The following is a 17,419-nucleotide window of genomic DNA, read 5'->3' on the forward strand; positions in this document are numbered from 1 at the left end:
GACCTGGCCACCCTGCAACGCCTGGTCGCCGACGCCCGCGAGCGGCTCCGGCTCCGCGTGACGGCGGAGACGGCCCTGCTCGACGCCACGGCCGAGCTCGGGGAGCTGGCCGGCGCCCACCTCAAGGAGCACGGCTACTCCCCCGCTCCCACCGCGGGCGACGGGCCGGCGCCCCGGCGGGTGCGCGAGGAGTTCGGCGACGTGCTCTTCTCGCTGCTCAGCTTCGCGAACGCGGCGGGGGTCGACGCCCGGGCCGAGCTCACCGCGACCCTGGCGCGCTACGAGGCGCGGTTCGGCGCGGCCGACGGCACGGACGACGTCGTGGACGGGACGGAGGCGGTGACCCGGCATGGGTGACTACCACGTCCACCTCCACCCCCACGTGCCGCGCGAGGACAGCCCGCCGCCGGGGGTCTACCCCAAGGCGCACGTCGACGCGTACGTGGAGCGGGCGCTCGAACGCGGCGCCACCGAGGTCGGCTTCACCGAGCACATGCACCGCTTCGTCGAGATCGAGCCGGCCGCCGCCGGCTTCTGGCTCGGCGACCGCGAGGAGCTGACCGAACACTCCCGCCGCTACTACTACGACGAGCTGAACCTCCACCTCGACCGGTACGCCGGGGCGGTGCTGTCCGCACGGGACAGGGGGCTGCCGGTGCTGCTGGGCCTGGAGGTCGACTTCCTGCCCCGGCGCATGGAGCAGATCGCCGACATCCTCGCCCAGTACCCCTTCGACTACCTCATCGGCTCCGTGCACTTCATCGGCGCCTGGGCGGTGGACCACCCGGCGGTGGCCGCCGAGTTCGCGCGGCGCGGGATCCGGCGGGCCTACGAGGACTACTTCGGGCTCGTCGCGGAGCTGGCCGAGTCCGGTTCCGTGCAGGTGCTCGCCCATCCCGACGTCGTGAAGAAGTTCGGCCACCGCTGCGAGGAGGAGCCGACCGACCTGTACGAGCGGGTGGTGGCGGCGGCCCGGCGGGGCGGCGTCGCCCTGGAGGTCTCCAGCGCGGGGCTGCGTTACGAGGCGCTGGAGCCGTACCCGGCTCCGACGCTGCTGCGGATGGGTCACGAGGCCGGCGTCCCGATCACGTTGGCCAGCGACGCGCACTACCCCGACCAGGCCGCCGACCAGTACGGACGGCTGGTGCGCTACGCCCGCGCCGCGGGCTACCGCCAGCGCGTCGGCTTCCGGGCCGGCGGCGGCTCCTACCTCGTGGACCTGCCGGACCTCGACGACGGGTCGTCGGGAGAGGCGGGCGAGGCGGCCCAGACGGGAGAACCCGATGAACGAGCCGGTGGACGAACGAGCGAACAGAGCGGCTGACGCCGACGCGGACGGCGGCGGCACGGGCAGGACGGACGGCGCGGACGGCGCGGGGACGGCGGAGGGCGCGGGCGGCGGGAACGGGGCGACGGAGGCGTCGCCCGCTCGACGAGCGGAGCTGACGGAGCTGACGGAACGGACAGCGCGGACGGGTCGGCCGGACCGGACGGACCGGCCGGACCGGACGGACCGGCGGGACCGGCGGGACCGGGCGGACCGGGTCGAGGAGAGCGGACCGGAGAACGGGAGCGACCCCAGCGAGCGCTTACCCGGCCCGGCCGGCCTCCCCGTCCTGATCACCGGGGGCGGCGGCCGCCTCGGCAGCGCGCTGGCCGTCCACCTGGCGCGCGCCGGCCACCACGTGACCGTCGTCGACCTCCGCTTCCCCGACTTCCTGGCCGACCCCTCCCTCGCCGTGCGCCGCGTCGTCGCCGACGTGCTCGCCACCCGCGGCCACGAGGAGGTGCGCCGGGCGATGGACGGCTGTCGGGTGGTCGTCCACCTCGCGGGGCTGCACGGGCTGCACCTGCGGCAGGGCGCGCGCGTCGCCGAGCTGTGGCGGTCCAACGTGGAGGGCACGCGGCAGGTCGCGGCCGAGGCGGCGGCCTCGGGGAGCGTGGGCAGGATGGTCCTGGCCAGCACCACCGCCGTCTACGGCCCGGCCACGCCGCCGGGCGAGCCGGCCGCCATCCTCGACGAGCGACGCACGCCGGCACCGGACAACCCGTACGCCTCCTCCAAGTTGGCCTCCGAGTCCGTCGTCGCCGCCGCGGCGGCGGGGACGTCGATGACGGCGGTCTCGCTGCGCCTGGGGCGCTTCTACCGCGAGGACGAACACGACTACCAGCTCCGCAAGCTCTCCACGGGGCTGGACCTCCAGGACGCCGTCGACGCCGTGGTCGCCGCGTGCGCGACCCACGAGCTGCCGGGCGGCGTCTACTGCGTCGCCAGCGACCTGCCGCTGGACCGCGACTCCCGCCTGGCTCTCGGCACCGACTCCCACGCGGTGCTGGAGCGCCACCTGCCCGGCTTCGTCGCGCGCGCCGCCCTGAGGGGATGGAAGGTGCCCGCGCGCGTCGGGCGCTCGGTCGACTCGGGACGGTTCCAGTCGGCCACGGGCTACCGGCCGCGGCGCTCCCTGGCCCGGCTCGCCCGGGAGTGGGAGAGGACACGACTGCCGACATCCGACTCCGACTCCGACTCCGACTCCGACTCCGACGCCACGAGTGAGAGGTATCCCACGTGACTGCCAGCGAGACAGGGACCCACGACCGTCTGGCCCTCCAGGGCGGAACCCCGGTGATCTCACCTCCGCACCGCTTCGTCTGGCCCCGCGTCTCGGACGGGGACCGGGCCGCGGTGAACGCCCTGATGGACGCCGGCGAACTGTCGTACTACGGCCGCGAGGGCGTCCTGGAGGAACTGGAGGACCTGTGGTCGGCCCGGCTCGGCGGGCGCCGCACCCTCGGGCTCGCCTCGGGCACCGCCGCCCTCCACTCCGCCTTCGCCTCGCTCGGCGCCGGGCCGGGCGACGAGGTGCTCGCGCCGACCAACACCTTCCTGGCGACGGTCATGCCGCTGGTCCAGCTCGGCGCCACCCCGGTGCTCTGCGACGCCGAGCCGGACACCGGCAACATCGACCCGGCGGCGGTGGCCGCCGCGGTGACGCCCCGGACGGTGGGCATCGTCGTGACGCACCTGTGGGGCCACCCCTGCGACATGGACCCGATCCTCCAGGTGGCCAGGCGGCACGGCCTGTGGGTGGTGGAGGACTGCTCACACGCCCACGGCGCGAGCTACCACGGCCGCGAGGTCGGGACGCTGGGCGACGCCGCCGCGTTCAGCTTCCAGGCCGCGAAGATCGTCTACGCGGGGCAGGGCGGGCTGCTGGCCTCGGGCGACACCGAGACCCACGAACGCGCCTGCCTGCTGGGGCACTTCCGGGTGCGCGCGGAGCAGGACGTCACCAGCGAGCTGAGCCGGTACACCAGCACCGGCTTCGGGCTGAACTACCGCATGCACCCGTTCGCGGCGGCCCTGGCGCTCAGCAGCTCCCGCGCCCTCGAGGAGCGCGTCGCCACGCGGCAGAAGCTGCTGGGGCGCCTCGCCGACGGCCTCGCCGGCATCGACGGCATCCTGACCCCGGTCACGCGCCCGGGGTGCGACCGGGGCGCGTACTACGGCTTCAAGCCCCGCCTGACCGGCCCGTGGCTCGCGGCGGGCGCCAGGACCGTCGCCGACGCCCTGGCGCGGGAGGGCCTCGACGTCCACCCGCCGGGGTCCAGGCCGCTGCACCTGCTGTCGCTGTTCGCGGACGGCGAGGTGCCGCTGCACCGCTCGGGCCCGCCGGTCAGGCTGCCGGCCCACCGGCCCGGTGACTTCCCCGTGGCCGAGGAGCTGCACCGCACCTCGCTGAGCCTGCCCACCTTCACCTTCCCCGACGAGGCGGAGCTGGTGGACCGCTACTGCGAGGCGTTCGAGAAGGTGGCCAGGCACCTGCCCGAGCTGACCGGTTCGGGCGGAGGGACGGGCCGGGCGGACGGGACGGGCGGGACGAGCGGGGCGGCGACGTGACGGAGCCCGTCGACGGCGGCGTGGGCGCCTCGCCGGCCGCGCCACCGCCCGCCGTCGTGCCCACGGAGATCCTCGTCAGCGCCTGGGGCCTGGACGCGGCGGCGCTCGCCCGAGCGCTGCTCGCCCGCGTGGGCAGGACGCGGCTGTTCCTCGCCGGCCGTCTCGCCGACGACCTGGCCACGGCCCACGGGCCGGCACAGATCGTGGCCCTGACCGACCACACCCAGCGGGTGCAGCGCACCACCTTCCCCCGCGACGGGCTGGTGCCCTGCCCGGTGCCGTTGACGGTGACGGTGCTGCCGCTCGGCGTCGTCCGGGAGTGGTCGGCGCCGCTGGTGTCGCTGCTCACCGGGCCCGCCCCCGTGCTGCGGCGCCTCCCGCCGAGGGTGGCCACCGGGCTCCACGCCCTCTACACCCAGCGGGACCTGCGGCCGGGCGACGACCACCTCGCCGAGGAGCTGGAGTCGACCCACGTCGAGGTGCTGCCGATGTACCAGGCGACGTGGGAGGTCCACGCGCTGCGCCACCCGGACCGGGCGGGCGCCCCGCCGTCCGACCTCGACCGGCTGGCCGGGACCGTGCGGGCGCTGTTGGGCGCCTGGGGCCACTGCACCCCCGACCCGGAGGCCCTGGTGCCGCTCTTCGACCGGGCGGCCGACGGCCTCGGCGTGCCGGGCGAGATCCCTCGCCTGGTGCGGCGGGCGCTGCGCGACGGTGGCGGCGCCGGGGAGGCCGCCGTCGGGCCCGCCCTGCGGGCGGTGACCCGTCTGGCGGCCGGCGACCCGCTGCTGCGGCGCTGCGAGGAACTCGCGGCGGCGGCCGCCCTCGCGGGCCGGTACGGCTGAGGGTCGCCGTCCCGCCGTCCCCGGCGGGTCGGGGAGCGGCGCCCGCTGGCCGCGTCACTGCGGCCGGGTGGGGCCGGACCACGGCGCGGCACGGCACGGCACGGCTGTGCAACTGCCGCAGGTGCGCGGTTGCACAGCCGGCGAGGCCACCCCGCAGGCGACCCGCTCCGCCGGCCGGTCGGCGGGACGCGTTCGGCCGGCGAGCGGTCAGCCGCCGGGCCCTCGTCCGCTGCCGGCGCCGAGCAGCACCGCGCGGCGGACCAGCGGCGTCAGCACCGCCGCGGCCCGCGCGAGCCGGTGGCGGGGCACCAGGTTGCGGACGGCGCCCAGCGGCATGGTCGTCAGGGCGCGGCGCGCGAGCGGGGTGTCCACGCGTGCGGCGACGGCCCGCGCGGCACCGGCCGGGCCCGACGCGGGCGTGAGCTGCGCCGCGCGCACGCCGAGGAGGAACGCCGCCAGCCAGAGCTCGAACAGCAGCTCCTCGCCGAGCAGGCCACGCGCCGCCACCGTGGCGCGGTCGGGGCCGTTCACCGCCGCCGCGCCCGCCTCCCCGACCTCCCGCTCGGAGAGGCCGAACCACGCGAGCGCCGGCAGCGCCGGCACCTTGCGCCAGCCCTCGGGCGCGGTGGCGTCCCGCATCCGCACGTAACAGCCGGGCCGCCCCCACCAGGCCATCACCGGGACCGCGTCCACGCCCGTGACCGCGCGCCCGGTGTCGACGCCGCCGGCCGGGGCGTCGCCGAGCCAGCAGGCGGCGCAGCGCAGCCCGTGCGGATGGTTGCCGGTCAGGCTGGCGGCGTCGCGGTGCTCGACGAGGTTGGGCACGGCCACGTGCGGCACCCGGCCCGTGGCGAGCAGGTGGCGGTGGAGCGCGACGTCGTCGGGCGCGCCGCCCGAGAGCTCGCCCCGCAGGTGCTCGCCGACGGCTCGTGCCACGGCCGCGGGCATCACGACGGCCTGCGTCGGCACGTAGTCGTCGACGACCTCGGCCCAGCCGGCCCCGGTGAGCGCCGCCAGGCGGACGACGGAGGCGGTCCACGCGCCCCACTCGACGAAGAGGGAGGTCACCTCGTCGGGGCGACAGGCCACCACCGCGTGGAGGGCGCCGAGGAAGTCCCCGGGCAGGCGCACGTCGTCCTGGAGCACCACGTGGTGCGTCGCGTCCCGGCCGGCGGCGGACCAGGCGAGCTGGGCGGAGCGCAGCGAGCCGCGTTCGCCCGGTGGGGCGGTGTCGCACGCCACCCGCACCTGAAGCCCCGGGTGGCGGCGCCGCAGCTGGTCGCGCAGCCGCTCGGCCATGGGCAGCCGGAGCTGGTGCGTCATCACGGCGACGGAGCATCGCGCGCCGGCAGCGCCCACCGTTCCTCCCTCCGGGCCCGCGGCCGGACGTCCGACGGCCGCCGCGGCGGACCGACCGGCAGTGTCACCCCGGACCGTGCGCGGGGTCAACGCGCGGGCCCCGCCGCCACGTTGACGTCGACACCCGCCTCCCACCGCCCCTCGGCGGCCCGCCTATCCTGACGGCGACAGACAAGGGGGTCCGCCGTGCCCGCCCGTCCCGTGTACGTGGCCGTCGTCGGCTGCGGTTTCGTGTCGGACTTCTACCTCGACGGTCTCGCCGACCACCCGGGTCTCGCGTTGGCGGGCGTCCACGACCTGCTGCCCGAGCGGGCCGCCCGCGTCGCGCGGCGGCACGGGGTGCGGGTCTACGAGGACCTGCCGCGCCTCCTGGCCGACGAGCGGGTGTCCGTGGTCCTCAACCTGACGCCGCCGAAGGCCCACGCCGGGGTGACGCTGGCGGCCCTGGCCGCCGGGCGGCACGTCTACTCGGAGAAGCCGCTGGCCACGACCCTCGCCGACGGGCGCGAGATCGTCGAGGAGGCCGAGCGGCGCGGCCTGCTGGTGGCCTGCGCGCCGTCGAACGTCCTCGGGGAGGCGTTCCAGACGCTGTGGCGGGAGGTCCGCGCGCACGTCGTCGCCACGCCCCGGCTGGTCTACGCGGAGCTCGACGACGGCGCCGTCCACCGCATGGGCTACGAGCGGTGGCGCAACGCCACCGGCAGCCCCTGGCCGTACCGGGAGGAGTTCGCGGCCGGCTGCAACGTGGAGCACTCCTCGTACCATCTCGCGACGCTCACCACGCTGTTCGGGCCGGTGCGGCGGGTGGTGGCCGACCGCGCCACGCTCGTGCGGGACAAGTTCCCGCCGGGCGAGGAGGGGCCGCTCGGGCCGGACTTCGTGACGGCCACGCTGACGTTCGACGGCGGCCCTCTCGCCCGGCTGACGTGCAGCACGATCGCGCCGGTCGACCGTTCGCTCACGGTGGTCGGCGACGGGGGCGTGCTGCGCATGGCGGACTGCTGGGACCACGGCACCCCCGTGACGCTCAGGGAGGCGGCGGGGCGGCGCTCGGCCTACCTCGGCCCGCCGCGGCCGGTCGAGCCGGTCCGGCCCTTCGCTCCCCGCTCGCACCACGCCTCCGGGCACCGCATGGACTTCCCGCGCGGCGTCGCGGACCTCGCCGAGGCGGCGACCCTGGGGCGGCCCCCGCGCCTGTCGGCCCGGCACGCCCTGCACGTCCTGGAGGTGACGCTGGCGATGGGCTCGGCCGACGGCGCCGTCGACATCGCCTCGGAGTTCCCGCCGCCGGAGCCGATGCCCTGGGCGCGGGACTCCTGACGCGGCGACTCCGCGGCGACTCGAAGGCGCCTCCGAGGCGACTCCGAGGCGAGCGGCCGGATTTAGGGGTGTGCCGGCCGCCCGCCCCCCGCGATGCTGGGCGCGACCACAACGATCTCGTAGGCGACGCGGCCCGCTCGACGCGCCGCGTCGCCGGAGAAGGGGGCTCCATGAGGCCACGCGTTCGCCTCAGACCACTGGCGGTCGTCTCCGCCGTCCTCGCCTCGCTGTTGGCCTCGGCCGCGGTGGCGCAGGAGGACGGGCAGGGGACCGGGCGGGAGGCCGGCGCCGCGTACCAGGTGCCGGGCCTGGAGCGGGAGGTGGAGATCGTCGTCGACGAGTGGGGCGTCTCCCACATCTACGCCGAGAACACCGACGACCTCTTCCACGCCCAGGGCTTCGCCGCCGCCCGCGACCGGCTCTTCCAGATGGACACCTGGCGCCGCAACGGCCTGGGCCAGCTCAGCGAGGTGCTCGGCCCGGACTTCGTCGCGAAGGACACCGCCTCCCGGCTGCTGCTCTACCGGGGCGACATGGCGGCCGAGTGGGCCAGCTACACGCCCGGCATGCGGCGGATCGCCACCGCCTTCGCCGAGGGGGTCAACGCCTACCTCGGCTGGCTGGCGGAGCACCCGGAGGCGATGCCCGAGGAGTTCACCCGCCTCGGGTACGAGCCGGAGCGGTGGTCGGCCGAGGACGTGGTGCGCATCCGCAGCCACGCGCTGGGGGCGAACCTCAACACCGAGGTGGCCCGCGCGCAGGTGGTGTGCCTCGGCGGCGCCGAGGCGAGCCGCTACATGTCGACCCTTCAGCCCGCCCACACCCCGGCCGTCCCCGAGGGCCTGGACCCCTGCGCGATCCCGGCCGACGTCACGGCCCAGTTCGACCTCGGCACCGCCGCCGTGACCTTCTCCGAGGCCGCGGGCGGGATGCGGATCGAGGACCCGGTCACCGACGCCCTGGCCGACGCCACCTCGGGCAGCAACGCCTGGGCCGTGGCGCCCGAGCGCACCGCCACCGGCCGCCCCGTGCTGGCCGGCGACCCGCACCGCACCAGCGGCGGCGCGCCCGCGAACCGCCACCTCGTCCACCTCTCCGCGCCGGGGCTCGACGTCGTCGGCGCCGGGGAGCCGTGGAACCCCGGCATCAGCCTGGGGCACAACGGCGAGGCGGCGTTCGCCCTCACCAACCTGCCCGTGGACCAGACCGACCTGTACGTCTACGAGCTCGACCCCGACGACCCCGGGCGGTACCGCTACGGCGACGGCTGGGAGGAGTTCGAGACGGTCGAGGAGTCCATCGAGGTCGCCGGCGGGCCGTCCGAGACCGCGCGGCTCCGGTTCACCCGGCACGGCCCGGTGATCCGCGTGGACGAGGAGGCCGGCCTGGCGTACGCGGTGCGCACGGTCTGGACCGAGCCGGGGACCTCGCCGTACCTCGGCAGCCTGAACTTCCTCGACGCGGGGAACGTCGAGGAGTTCACCGAGGCCCTCGACACCTGGCGGACGCCGAGTTCGAACCTCGTCTACGCCGACGACTCGGGGGACGTGGCGCTGCTGCCGCGCGGGCTCGCCCCGCGGCGCGTCGGCGACGGCTACGACGGGCTGATGCCGGTGCCCGGTGACGGGCGCCACGAGTGGGACGGCTTCCACGCCCCGGAGGACATGCCGGACGTCGTGAACCCCGAGGAGGCGTACGTCGCCTCGGCGAACGAGTACAACTTCCCCGACGACCATCCGTTCGCGGTCGCGTACGAGTGGGGTCCGCCCTTCCGGATGGAACGCCTGGACGAGGTGCTGGCCGAGGCGGAGCGCGCCACGGTCGCCGACTCCCTGGCGCTCCAGCAGGACATCGCCTCCACCCTGCCCGAGCAGCTCCTCCCCTACCTCGACGACCTGAGTTCGTCCGACCCCGACACCGCCGCAGCGCTCGACCTCGTCCGTTCCTACGACGGGGTGGCGTCGGAGGACTCGGCGGCGGCGGTGCTCTACGAGGCGTGGGTCATGCAGACGTTGCCGTTCGCATGGGTGAACACTGTCTTCCCTGAGGGGGCCCACCACCCGATCTTCTCGTTCTTCCCCGCCCACAGCGTCCACCTGGAGTCGTTCGCCGCTCCCGAGGAGTGGTTCGGCCCCGACGGGGCGGCCGTCCGCGACCGGCTGCTGCTGGACACGCTCGGCCAGGCGTTCGGCGTCGTCAGCGCGCGCATGGGGCCCGATCCCGCGAGCTGGCGCTGGGGGGACTTCCACCACCACGTCTTCCGTGGCCCGCTCGGCGACGAGGTCGCCAGGACCTCGCTGCCCGGCTCGTACTACTCGGTGCGCGCGTCGATGTACCACCCGCTGACCGGGGAACAGATCGTCGGCCCCACGTTCAAGATGGTGGTCGACGTCGGCGCCTGGGACCGGTCGCGGGCCATCAACGCGCCGGGCCAGTCGGGCGACCCGGACAGCCCGCACTACACCGACCTGCACGGGATGTGGGCCGAGGGCCAGACGTTCCCGCTGCTCTACGGCGACCGCGCGGTGCGGCGGCACGCGGAGGAGCGGCTGCGGCTCCTGCCGGCACGCTGACCTGCCCGCCCCCGCCGAGCCCGCCCGGCTCGGCGGGGGCACCCCGGCGGGCGGTCACGCCGTCTGCGGCGTGAAGACGGCGCGGACGCAGCCGTCCGTCTTGTCCTTGAACATGGCGTAGCCGCGCGGCGCGTCGTCCAGGGGCATGGTGTGGGTGGCGAGCTGGGCGGTGGGGAGTTCGCCCCGGGCCATGCGGTCCAGCAGCATGGGGATGTAGCGCTGACCGTGCTGCTGGGCCCCCCGGACGGTCAGGCCCTTGTTGATCACGGCGCCGAGCGGGAACTTGTCCACGAGGCCGCCGAAGACCCCGAGGACGAAGACGGTGCCGCCCTTGCGGCAGGCGTGGATGGCCTGCCGGACCGCCGTGGGCCGGTCGGTGTGCATCCGGAGCTGCTGCTTGGCCTGGTCGTAGAGGTATCCGGGTCCGGTGCCGTGGGCCTCCATGCCGACGGCCTCGACGCACACGTCCGGGCCACGACCGCCGGTCATCTCGCGCAGCGCCGGGGCGATCTCCGTCTCCGTGTAGTTCAGGGTCTCCACGCCCAGGTACCGCTCGGCCAGGGCGAGCCGTTCGGGGTAGCGGTCGATGACGATGGTCCGCTCGGCGCCGAGCAGCACCGCCGCCCGCGCGGCCATCTGGCCGACGGCGCCGCAGCCCCACACGGCGACGACGTCGCCGGGCCCGACCTGCCCGAGGTCGGCGCCCATCCAGCCGGTGGGCGCCGAGTCCGAGGCGAACAGCGCGGAGAGGTCGTCCACCTCGTCCGGGACGGGGAAGGCCCCGTGGTCGGCGAAGGGCACGCGCACGTACTCGGCGTGGCTGCCGCGGAAGCCGCCCATGGCGTGGGAGTAGCCGTAGATGCCGCCCGTCTCGTAGCCGAAGAGCGCCTGGGCCAGGCCGGGGTTGGTGTTGGAGTTGTCGCACAGCGACCACTGGTCGGTCTGGCAGTACCAGCACCGTCCGCAGCCGATGAACGAGCACACCACGACCCGGTCCCCCGGACGGTGTCGGCGCACCCCGGGGCCGACCTCGACGACCTCCCCCATGAACTCGTGGCCGATGACGTCGCCGGCACGCATCGCGGGGATGTAGCCGCCCAGCAGGTGCAGGTCGGAGCCGCAGGTGGTGCCCAGCCGCACGCGGACGAGGATGTCCTGCTCGTTGCGCAGCTCCGGCTCGGGCACCTGCTCGACGGACAGCTTGTTCACGCCTTCCCAGCACAGCGCCTTCACAGCACTCCCTCCCGTGACGCGCGCCGCGTCGCGGCGCCGACCAGCCGGCCGCGCAGGGTGGGGCGCGTGGTGGGCGGCCGGTCGGGCTCGATGACCTCGCCGGCCTCCAGCAGGGCCTTGGCGTCGCGCAGGGCGCCGCGCAGCTCGGCACGCGTGTCGTCCCGCGCGCCCGCGTGCCCACCGTCGGCGTCCGGGCGCTCGGGGGCCCGGCGCGGACGGACGGCGAGCTCGCCGCCCCTCCCGCCCGGCGCCTCCCTGACCTCCACCTCGATCCCCTGGTCGAGCTCCCGGTCCATCCTCCCCAGGGGCTCCGGCAGCTCTCCGCCGGGCGCGATCTCCTCGGGCGGTCGGTAGACCGTCACCACCAGCCAGCGGTGCCGCCCGTCCTCCGTGCCCCGCGTGTGCCGGCGCCATGCCACGAGCGCCCGCGCCGCCGCGGCGCCCGCGGCCGTACCCGCTGTCGTCCCCGCGGTGACCACCGCGGCCCGTACGAGGGGATGCCGCCCCATCTGCGCCTCCTCACCCTGGTCAGCGGCGCCCGGGTACCCGGACGGGCGGCCGCCAACCACCTCGGTCCCGTCGGAGCGTGACGCCCGTCACATCGAGGGGACCGGGTGTCACACTGCCGGCGGGCCGTCGCTCCTGTGCTGCGTGAGACGCCGGAGGAGCGAGGACAGCGGAAGGGTGGCGGACCAGGCGATGGGCGACACGACGACGGACGGGGCGGCGGGGAAGCCGGGCGAGGACGCGATCACCGCGGCGACCGAGGTCTACGTCGACCACCGGGAGCTGCTCTTCCGCGTGGTCTACGGCATGCTGGGCAGCGTCGCCGACACCGAGGACGTGCTCCAGGACGTCTGGCTCGCCTGGTCCGCCCGCCGCACGGCGCGCGACGCGGCGCAGATCGCGAGCCCCAGGGCCTACCTGGTGCGGACGGCCGTCAACGGGGCGCTCGCCCGCCAGGCGAGCATCAGGCGCCGCAGGGAGACCTACGTCGGGCCGTGGCTGCCCGAACCCGTCGTCGACCCGCCGGGCGGCCCCGGGGCCGTCGCGCCACGGGACGGCGACGCCTCGGACCCGGCGGTAATGGCCGACTCGGTGTCGATGGCGCTGCTGGTGGTGCTGGAGACCCTCACCCCCGTGGAGCGCGCCGTCTTCGTGCTACACGAGGTCTTCGGATACTCCCACCCCGAGACGGCGCGGATGCTCGGCCGCAGCACCGTCGCGGTGCGGCAGCTCGCCCACCGCGCCCGCGAGCACGTGCGGGAGCGGCGGCTGCGGCACCGGGTCGACCCGCGCCTCACCCGGCGGGTGACCGAGCGGTTCGTGGCCGCCGCGGCCGGGGGCGAGGTGCGGGACCTGCTGGAACTGCTGGCGCCCGACGTGACCCTGTGGGCCGACGGCGGGGGCAAGGCGCCGGCCGCGGGCCGCGGGCCGGTGCGGGGCAGGCAGAAGGTCGCCAGGGCGCTGGTCGCCGGGCGCGGCCGGTTCCCCGCCGGCCTCGACGTCCGGTACCGGCACGTCAACGGCGCCCCGTCGGCGGTGCTGTGCCGGGAGGGCGCCCCGTTCGCCGTGCTCGTGGTCGACCTGGACCCGGAGGACGAGCGGATCACGGGCATCTACCTGGTCTCCAACCCGGACAAGCTCTCCCACCTCCACTGATCCGCCCCTCCCCCGGCCCGTCGAACGGCGGCGCCCGCACCAACACCAGCACCAGCACCCACGTCCACCCCCGCACGCATCGGAGGGACCACCGTGTTCGCCGCCCACCTCGCCGCCACCCTCCTGGCGGTCCTCGCCAACTCCTTCTCCGCCGGCATGGACCTCGTCCGCCACGAACGCGTCGTCGCCGTGATGGAGCGGGGGCGGATACCGGTGTCGTGGATGATCCCGCTCGGCGTGCTCAAGGCGGCGGGGGCCCTCGGCCTGCTCGTGGGGTTCGCCGTCCCCCTGGTCGGCACGGCCGCCGCCGTCGGCCTCGTGCTGTACTTCCTCGGCGCGCTCGTCGTCCATCTGCGGGCGCGCTACCTCGTGTTCGGCAACCTCGCGCTCTTCCTGTCCCTGGCGGTGGCGGCCCTGCTCACGGGCCTGGCCCACCGGGGCGTCGCGTGACGCCTGGCCTCGGCGCTCGCGAGGGCCCGGAGGGCCCGGCGTCAGCCGGTGTCAGCCGGTGTCACAGGGACCGCATCACCGGCAGCACCGTGCGGGCGAAGGTGGCGCAGTACTCCGCGAACGCCTCCCAGCTCATCCCCGGCGTGGTGGCGGTCCCGGGTCGTGGCCCGACGAGCAGGACCTCGTCCGGCGCGTGGCCACCGCCCCAGACCGCCTCGACCTCCTCGCGCAGCCGCGCCGGCGTCACGAACACGTCCTGGCCGTGGGGCAGGTCGGTGACCGAGCGGGGCTCGCCCACCAGGTGGCGGTACCGGGGGTCGGCGGCGGCGACCACGGACGGGCCGTGCAGGGCCCGCGCCCGGTCGGGGTCGTCGCAGACGTAGACCGTGCCGAAGGCCGTGATCGGCCGTGCCGGATCCTTCGGCGGCCGACCAAGCTCCCCGCAGGCCCGCACCCACCCCTCCCACCAGCCCTGCCAGTGCTCGCGCCCCGTCAGCCCGGCCAGGAAGCCGGCGCGGGCGCCCACCCCGTGGCCCAGGCGCGCCGCGCGGCGCAGCGCCCTGGGTCCGGGAGCCGCGACCCAGACCGGCGGGTGCGGCTGCTGCGACGGAGGGCCGGGGATACGGACCCCGCGGCGTCCCGGCCAGTGCGGCCCGTCGTGGTCGAACGGCTCGGGGTCGGTCCAGCAGCGCACGATCAGGTCGAGGGCCTCGGCGAACAGCGTGGGTCGGCTCGCCGGGTCGCGCCCGAACATCCGCAGCTCGTCGTCGAACGCGGGCCCGACGGCGCCCACGCCGACGTCCAGCCGCCCGTCGCACAGGTGGTCGAGCTCCGCCAACTCCTCGGCCAGGACGACCGGGTCGCCGAGGCCGATCTGCGCGATCGCGGAGCCGATCCGGATCCGGTGGGTGACCGTCGCGAGCGAGGCCAGCGCGGTGAGGAGGCCGGCGCCGTACCGGTCGCCGTGGCCGTGGCCGTGGTGCTGGGCGATCCCGATCGCGTCGAAGCCCAGGCGCTCGGCCTCGACGGCCATCTCCAGCATTCCGCGCAGGTACGCCCCCCGCGAGGTCACCGCCGGGTTGTAGCGCAGGTCAAACATCAGTCCTACCCGCATCGCTCGTCCCTTCCTTCCGGCTCTCGGACAGCGCGGGGACCCGCCCGCGGCGTCGCCGGGCGGACCGCGACGGCCGCCGCGCGCTGGCGCGCGGTCCCGGTGTGCGGGCGGCGGGGCGGCGGGCGTTCGGGGCAGGGCTGCCCCCCGGCGGCGCGCGGCCAAGGCTATCTGTCAGGCCCCTGACAGACGAGGGCACGAATCCCGACATCACGGACACCCCACACGGCCCTCCCCGCCGCGCCCTCCACCCCCGTTCCGACAGGACCCCGGACGGCGAACGATATTCGAACTGACATGCCAAAATCGCGTCTGACCAGCCACGTTCTGTCAGTCTGACGCGGTATCATGGAGAGGTAAGCCCGGGATCAGCCAGGCCGAGGAGGTCACCCATGCCAGTGGTGCACGCCCCGACAACCGTCCCCAGGAAGCGACTCCCGGCGGGCATGCCCCGCGAGTGGTACGTCGCGCACAACCGCATGCTCAAGGCGATGCGTCTCGCCACCGCCCTGCTCGAGGCGGGCGTCTACACCCCCCAGCAGGCCGGCACCGAGACCATCCGCCGGATGGCCGAACGCATCGGCGTCCACCCGCCGTCGTCGACCACCTGCCGCCTGGTCCACTGGCTCCTGTGGTCCTCGGACCCGCGAAGTCGCCTCGTCTGGTGAGCGGCCAGGGCCTCCTCCTCCACGCGGGCACCCGCGGCGGCACACCGCGGTAGACGCGTCCGCACCCCACCGATCGGCGGCGACGGGTTCCCTCCCGTCGCCGCCGATTCCGTGACGGCGAGCCCGTGAGGCGATCACCCGACACGGCGGTCATCGAGAAGCCGTTCCCGCGATGTTCGGAACCGAACACGGCCTGTGGCGAAACTGTGTTCCATGCATTAGCTTGTGTGCCGAGAGGGGGGTTACGGGGAGGCATCGACACCTTATGTTCTCGACCGCGGCCAGAAAAGGGAAAGACGCTGCTGTGACGGGCTGAGCATCTCCATGTTCCCGTTCCGCCCACATCTCACGTACGAAGGTCGATCCCTTCGCGACGGTGAGCGGATCCATCACGAGTTGACCCCGTCTTCAAGGCGTCTTCGTTTCCCGTTTGCTCGTATCACCTCTTTCGCCTTCGTTGGTTCGTGACGCCCGAGTCGTTCGGGCTGCGAACGTGTGAGTACGGCGCACCCTTATCGGAGGTCAGGACAGCCATGGAAATCACTCCGCAGAAGACGGGGAAGTTCGGCGTCGTCGTGCACGACTTCGACGCCGTCACCGCCACCGAGGACGACTTACAGCAGCTCAAGAGCGCGGTGTACACCGACCGGATCGCGCTCCTGAAGGACCAGCGACTCGACAACGCGGGATTCGTCGCGCTCGGCCGCAGGCTCGGCGAGGTCGAGGTCTACTACGAGCCGATGTACCACCACCCCGAGCACAAGGAGATCTTCGTCTCCTCGAACGTGGAGTCGGAGGGCCAGCAGGTCGGAGTGCCGAAGACCGGGAAGTTCTGGCATGCGGACTACATGTTCATGCCGCGCCCGTTCGGCCTCACGCTCATCTATCCCCAGCGGGTTCCGGAGAAGAACCGGGGGACGTACTTCATCGACATGAGCGACGCCTATGACAGGCTGTCGGAGAGCCTCAAGCTCGCCGTGAAGGACACCTACTGCCTGCACAGCCCCCGAAAGTACTTCAAGATCCGGCCGAGCGACGTCTACCGTCCGATCGGAGAGATCTACGACGAGATCGAGGAGCGGACTCCGCCGGCGCGCCACCCCACGGTGTTCGAGCACCCGGTGACGGGCCGCCCGGTGCTCTACGCCAGCGCGGGCCTGACGTACGCGATCCAGGACGCCGACGGCAACGACCTCGGCCAGGAGCTGCTCCAGCAGGTGTTCGAGGAGACCGGGCAGCTCGACATGACCTTCCCCGAGAGCGTCGTCCACCTCCAGACCTTCGAGCGCGGTGACCTGCTGATCTGGGACAACCGGGCCCTGATCCACCGGGCGCTGCACACCACGACCTCCGAGCCGACGGTCTCCTACCGCGTCACCGTCCACGACGACCACCCGTTCCACTCGCAGGTCGCCGTCTGATGGCCGTGACCCAGGAGTCGGCGACCCTGCTCGACCGCGTTCTCCGGGTCTACAAGCCGCACTGCCGGTACCTGAGATCCGCGAACGTCCTGCCCGGCGGGGAGCCGCTGCGGGCGGCCTGCGACTTCGAGATACCGGAGTCGTGCTACATCGACGACACCGGCCACTTCAACTCCGTCGAGTTCAACATCTGCTACAACCAGAGCCTCTACTGGCTGCTGGCCACCTCCGTGCGGGACCGGCTGCTGCCGGTCCTGTCCGGCTGGACCATGGACGACTTCTGGGCCCGGCAGCTGCCGGACATCTACATCGCCGCCTACGAGGCCGTCTTCCACACGCCCATGCGCGGCCGGGAGCTCTTCCACGGCGAGATCGAGGTCCGGCGCACCCGGCACCGCCGGCCGACCGCGGCGCGCCCCGGCGTGATCTGGCTGGACACCGCGGTCCGGTTCTGGGAGCAGGGCGGCGGGCAGTGCGACGGCCGGATCCGCATCGCGGTGACGAACCTGCCCCGGGAGGGTGATGACCAGTCCTGAAGCGCCCCTCAGCGCGGAACTGCGGCGGCTCCCGCTGGCCGAACGGCGGGACCACCTGCACGAGGCGGTGCACTCCGAGTTTCGGACGGCGCTGTTCCTGTCCGACACCGAGCCGGTGCCCGAGGACGAGAACTACTTCGCCCTCGGCGTCACCTCCCTCGGCCTGATGGACATCAAGAGCCGGCTCGACGAGCGGCTGGGCGTCTCGATCAGCTCGACGGCGCTGTTCAACCACCCGACGGTCGAGGAGCTCATCGACTATCTGGTCGGCGAGGTCCTGGCCGACCTGTTCACGGCGAGGGAGTCGACGCACTCCGCGCCGGCCGACCGACAGGGGGGATGA

General features: G+C 74.5%; 17 protein-coding genes. 13 read left to right on the plus strand and 4 right to left on the minus strand.

Annotation, left to right across the window (positions count from 1 at the left end; all coding sequences use genetic code 11):
* From ACTWP5_RS17640 to ACTWP5_RS17660, 5 genes are all read left to right on the plus strand, one after another.
* Nucleotides 1-357: hypothetical protein (locus tag ACTWP5_RS17640; protein ID WP_443221936.1), on the plus strand; the 357-nt coding region annotated here is incomplete at its 5' end.
* Complete coding sequence (locus ACTWP5_RS17645) at nucleotides 350-1,324, plus strand: histidinol-phosphatase (protein WP_443221937.1); 975 nt, start codon at nucleotides 350-352, stop codon at nucleotides 1,322-1,324. The genes ACTWP5_RS17640 and ACTWP5_RS17645, both read left to right, overlap by 8 nt.
* Complete coding sequence (locus ACTWP5_RS17650) at nucleotides 1,284-2,570, plus strand: NAD-dependent epimerase/dehydratase family protein (RefSeq protein ID WP_443221938.1); 1,287 nt, start codon at nucleotides 1,284-1,286, stop codon at nucleotides 2,568-2,570. Before ACTWP5_RS17645 ends, ACTWP5_RS17650 begins: the two co-directional genes overlap by 41 nt.
* Complete coding sequence (locus ACTWP5_RS17655; RefSeq protein WP_443221939.1) at nucleotides 2,567-3,898, plus strand: DegT/DnrJ/EryC1/StrS family aminotransferase; 1,332 nt, start codon at nucleotides 2,567-2,569, stop codon at nucleotides 3,896-3,898. The genes ACTWP5_RS17650 and ACTWP5_RS17655 overlap by 4 nt, the downstream gene beginning before the upstream one ends.
* Entirely contained in the window at nucleotides 3,895-4,743 is an 849-nt protein-coding gene (locus ACTWP5_RS17660) for a hypothetical protein (protein WP_443221940.1), read from the plus strand. The genes ACTWP5_RS17655 and ACTWP5_RS17660 overlap by 4 nt, the downstream gene beginning before the upstream one ends.
* A 207-nt stretch (nucleotides 4,744-4,950) precedes the next feature.
* Here ACTWP5_RS17660 and ACTWP5_RS17665 read toward each other — a convergent pair whose 3' ends face one another.
* Nucleotides 4,951-6,066 (minus strand): hypothetical protein, encoded by a 1,116-nt coding sequence (locus ACTWP5_RS17665; protein WP_443221941.1) that lies wholly within the window; start codon nucleotides 6,064-6,066, stop codon nucleotides 4,951-4,953.
* Nucleotides 6,067-6,288: 222 nt separating this feature from the next.
* Here ACTWP5_RS17665 and ACTWP5_RS17670 point away from each other — a divergent pair, with 222 nt between their 5' ends.
* Both ACTWP5_RS17670 and ACTWP5_RS17675 read left to right on the plus strand, forming a co-directional pair.
* Nucleotides 6,289-7,422, plus strand: a complete 1,134-nt coding sequence (locus ACTWP5_RS17670) for a Gfo/Idh/MocA family protein (protein WP_443221942.1) — start codon at nucleotides 6,289-6,291, stop codon at nucleotides 7,420-7,422.
* 170 nt (nucleotides 7,423-7,592) lie between these two features.
* A complete protein-coding gene (locus ACTWP5_RS17675) occupies nucleotides 7,593-9,995 on the plus strand; it encodes a penicillin acylase family protein (protein ID WP_443221943.1) in 2,403 nt (800 codons plus the stop codon).
* A gap of 54 nt (nucleotides 9,996-10,049) precedes the next feature.
* Here ACTWP5_RS17675 and ACTWP5_RS17680 read toward each other — a convergent pair whose 3' ends face one another.
* Together ACTWP5_RS17680 and ACTWP5_RS17685 are read right to left on the minus strand one after the other, a co-directional pair.
* Entirely contained in the window at nucleotides 10,050-11,228 is a 1,179-nt protein-coding gene (locus tag ACTWP5_RS17680) for a zinc-dependent alcohol dehydrogenase (RefSeq protein WP_443221944.1), read from the minus strand.
* Nucleotides 11,225-11,737 (minus strand): hypothetical protein, encoded by a 513-nt coding sequence (locus ACTWP5_RS17685; protein ID WP_443221945.1) that lies wholly within the window; start codon nucleotides 11,735-11,737, stop codon nucleotides 11,225-11,227. The genes ACTWP5_RS17680 and ACTWP5_RS17685 overlap by 4 nt, the downstream gene beginning before the upstream one ends.
* A gap of 190 nt (nucleotides 11,738-11,927) precedes the next feature.
* Here ACTWP5_RS17685 and sigJ point away from each other — a divergent pair, with 190 nt between their 5' ends.
* Both sigJ and ACTWP5_RS17695 read left to right on the plus strand, forming a co-directional pair.
* The gene (gene sigJ, locus ACTWP5_RS17690; protein ID WP_443222032.1) at nucleotides 11,928-12,890 is read left to right on the plus strand and encodes an RNA polymerase sigma factor SigJ; all 963 of its coding nucleotides are present in this window, start codon (nucleotides 11,928-11,930) and stop codon (nucleotides 12,888-12,890) included.
* 93 nt (nucleotides 12,891-12,983) lie between these two features.
* Nucleotides 12,984-13,340, plus strand: coding sequence for a DoxX family protein (locus ACTWP5_RS17695; RefSeq protein ID WP_443221946.1), 357 nt, complete (start codon nucleotides 12,984-12,986; stop codon nucleotides 13,338-13,340).
* A 61-nt stretch (nucleotides 13,341-13,401) separates the two neighbouring features.
* Here the strand turns inward: ACTWP5_RS17695 and ACTWP5_RS17700 are convergent, their stop codons facing one another.
* Nucleotides 13,402-14,454: an LLM class flavin-dependent oxidoreductase gene (locus ACTWP5_RS17700; RefSeq protein WP_443221947.1), complete on the minus strand. Its 1,053-nt coding sequence runs from the start codon at nucleotides 14,452-14,454 to the stop codon at nucleotides 13,402-13,404.
* Between the two features lie 389 nt (nucleotides 14,455-14,843).
* Between ACTWP5_RS17700 and ACTWP5_RS17705 the strand changes: the two genes are divergently transcribed.
* The 4 genes from ACTWP5_RS17705 to ACTWP5_RS17720 all read left to right on the plus strand — a co-directional run bounded on the left by ACTWP5_RS17705 (nucleotide 14,844) and on the right by ACTWP5_RS17720 (nucleotide 17,419).
* Nucleotides 14,844-15,119 (plus strand): hypothetical protein, encoded by a 276-nt coding sequence (locus ACTWP5_RS17705; RefSeq protein ID WP_443221948.1) that lies wholly within the window; start codon nucleotides 14,844-14,846, stop codon nucleotides 15,117-15,119.
* 533 nt (nucleotides 15,120-15,652) lie between these two features.
* On the plus strand, nucleotides 15,653-16,540 hold the full coding sequence (scoE, locus tag ACTWP5_RS17710; RefSeq protein WP_443221949.1) for a (3R)-3-[(carboxymethyl)amino]fatty acid oxygenase/decarboxylase: 888 nt from the start codon (nucleotides 15,653-15,655) through the stop codon (nucleotides 16,538-16,540).
* Complete coding sequence (locus ACTWP5_RS17715) at nucleotides 16,540-17,076, plus strand: FcoT family thioesterase (protein ID WP_443221950.1); 537 nt, start codon at nucleotides 16,540-16,542, stop codon at nucleotides 17,074-17,076. The genes scoE and ACTWP5_RS17715 overlap by 1 nt, the downstream gene beginning before the upstream one ends.
* Nucleotides 17,063-17,419: an acyl carrier protein gene (locus ACTWP5_RS17720; RefSeq protein ID WP_443221951.1), complete on the plus strand. Its 357-nt coding sequence runs from the start codon at nucleotides 17,063-17,065 to the stop codon at nucleotides 17,417-17,419. The genes ACTWP5_RS17715 and ACTWP5_RS17720 overlap by 14 nt, the downstream gene beginning before the upstream one ends.

The sequence above is a fragment of the Streptomyces sp. 4N509B genome (assembly GCF_052245655.1).
Taxonomy (GTDB): Bacteria; Actinomycetota; Actinomycetes; order Streptomycetales; family Streptomycetaceae; genus Streptomyces.

Coding starts and splice junctions, on each gene's coding strand:
- ACTWP5_RS17650 (WP_443221938.1), top strand. CDS start 1,284: ATGAACGAGCCGGTGGACGAACGAGCGAACAGAGCGGCTGACGCCGAC.
- ACTWP5_RS17705 (WP_443221948.1), top strand. CDS start 14,844: ATGCCAGTGGTGCACGCCCCGACAACCGTCCCCAGGAAGCGACTCCCG.
- ACTWP5_RS17715 (WP_443221950.1), top strand. CDS start 16,540: ATGGCCGTGACCCAGGAGTCGGCGACCCTGCTCGACCGCGTTCTCCGG.
- sigJ (WP_443222032.1), top strand. CDS start 11,928: ATGGGCGACACGACGACGGACGGGGCGGCGGGGAAGCCGGGCGAGGAC.
- ACTWP5_RS17700 (WP_443221947.1), bottom strand. CDS start 14,454: ATGCGGGTAGGACTGATGTTTGACCTGCGCTACAACCCGGCGGTGACC.
- ACTWP5_RS17645 (WP_443221937.1), top strand. CDS start 350: ATGGGTGACTACCACGTCCACCTCCACCCCCACGTGCCGCGCGAGGAC.
- ACTWP5_RS17685 (WP_443221945.1), bottom strand. CDS start 11,737: ATGGGGCGGCATCCCCTCGTACGGGCCGCGGTGGTCACCGCGGGGACG.
- ACTWP5_RS17675 (WP_443221943.1), top strand. CDS start 7,593: ATGAGGCCACGCGTTCGCCTCAGACCACTGGCGGTCGTCTCCGCCGTC.
- ACTWP5_RS17720 (WP_443221951.1), top strand. CDS start 17,063: ATGACCAGTCCTGAAGCGCCCCTCAGCGCGGAACTGCGGCGGCTCCCG.
- ACTWP5_RS17665 (WP_443221941.1), bottom strand. CDS start 6,066: ATGACGCACCAGCTCCGGCTGCCCATGGCCGAGCGGCTGCGCGACCAG.
- scoE (WP_443221949.1), top strand. CDS start 15,653: ATGGAAATCACTCCGCAGAAGACGGGGAAGTTCGGCGTCGTCGTGCAC.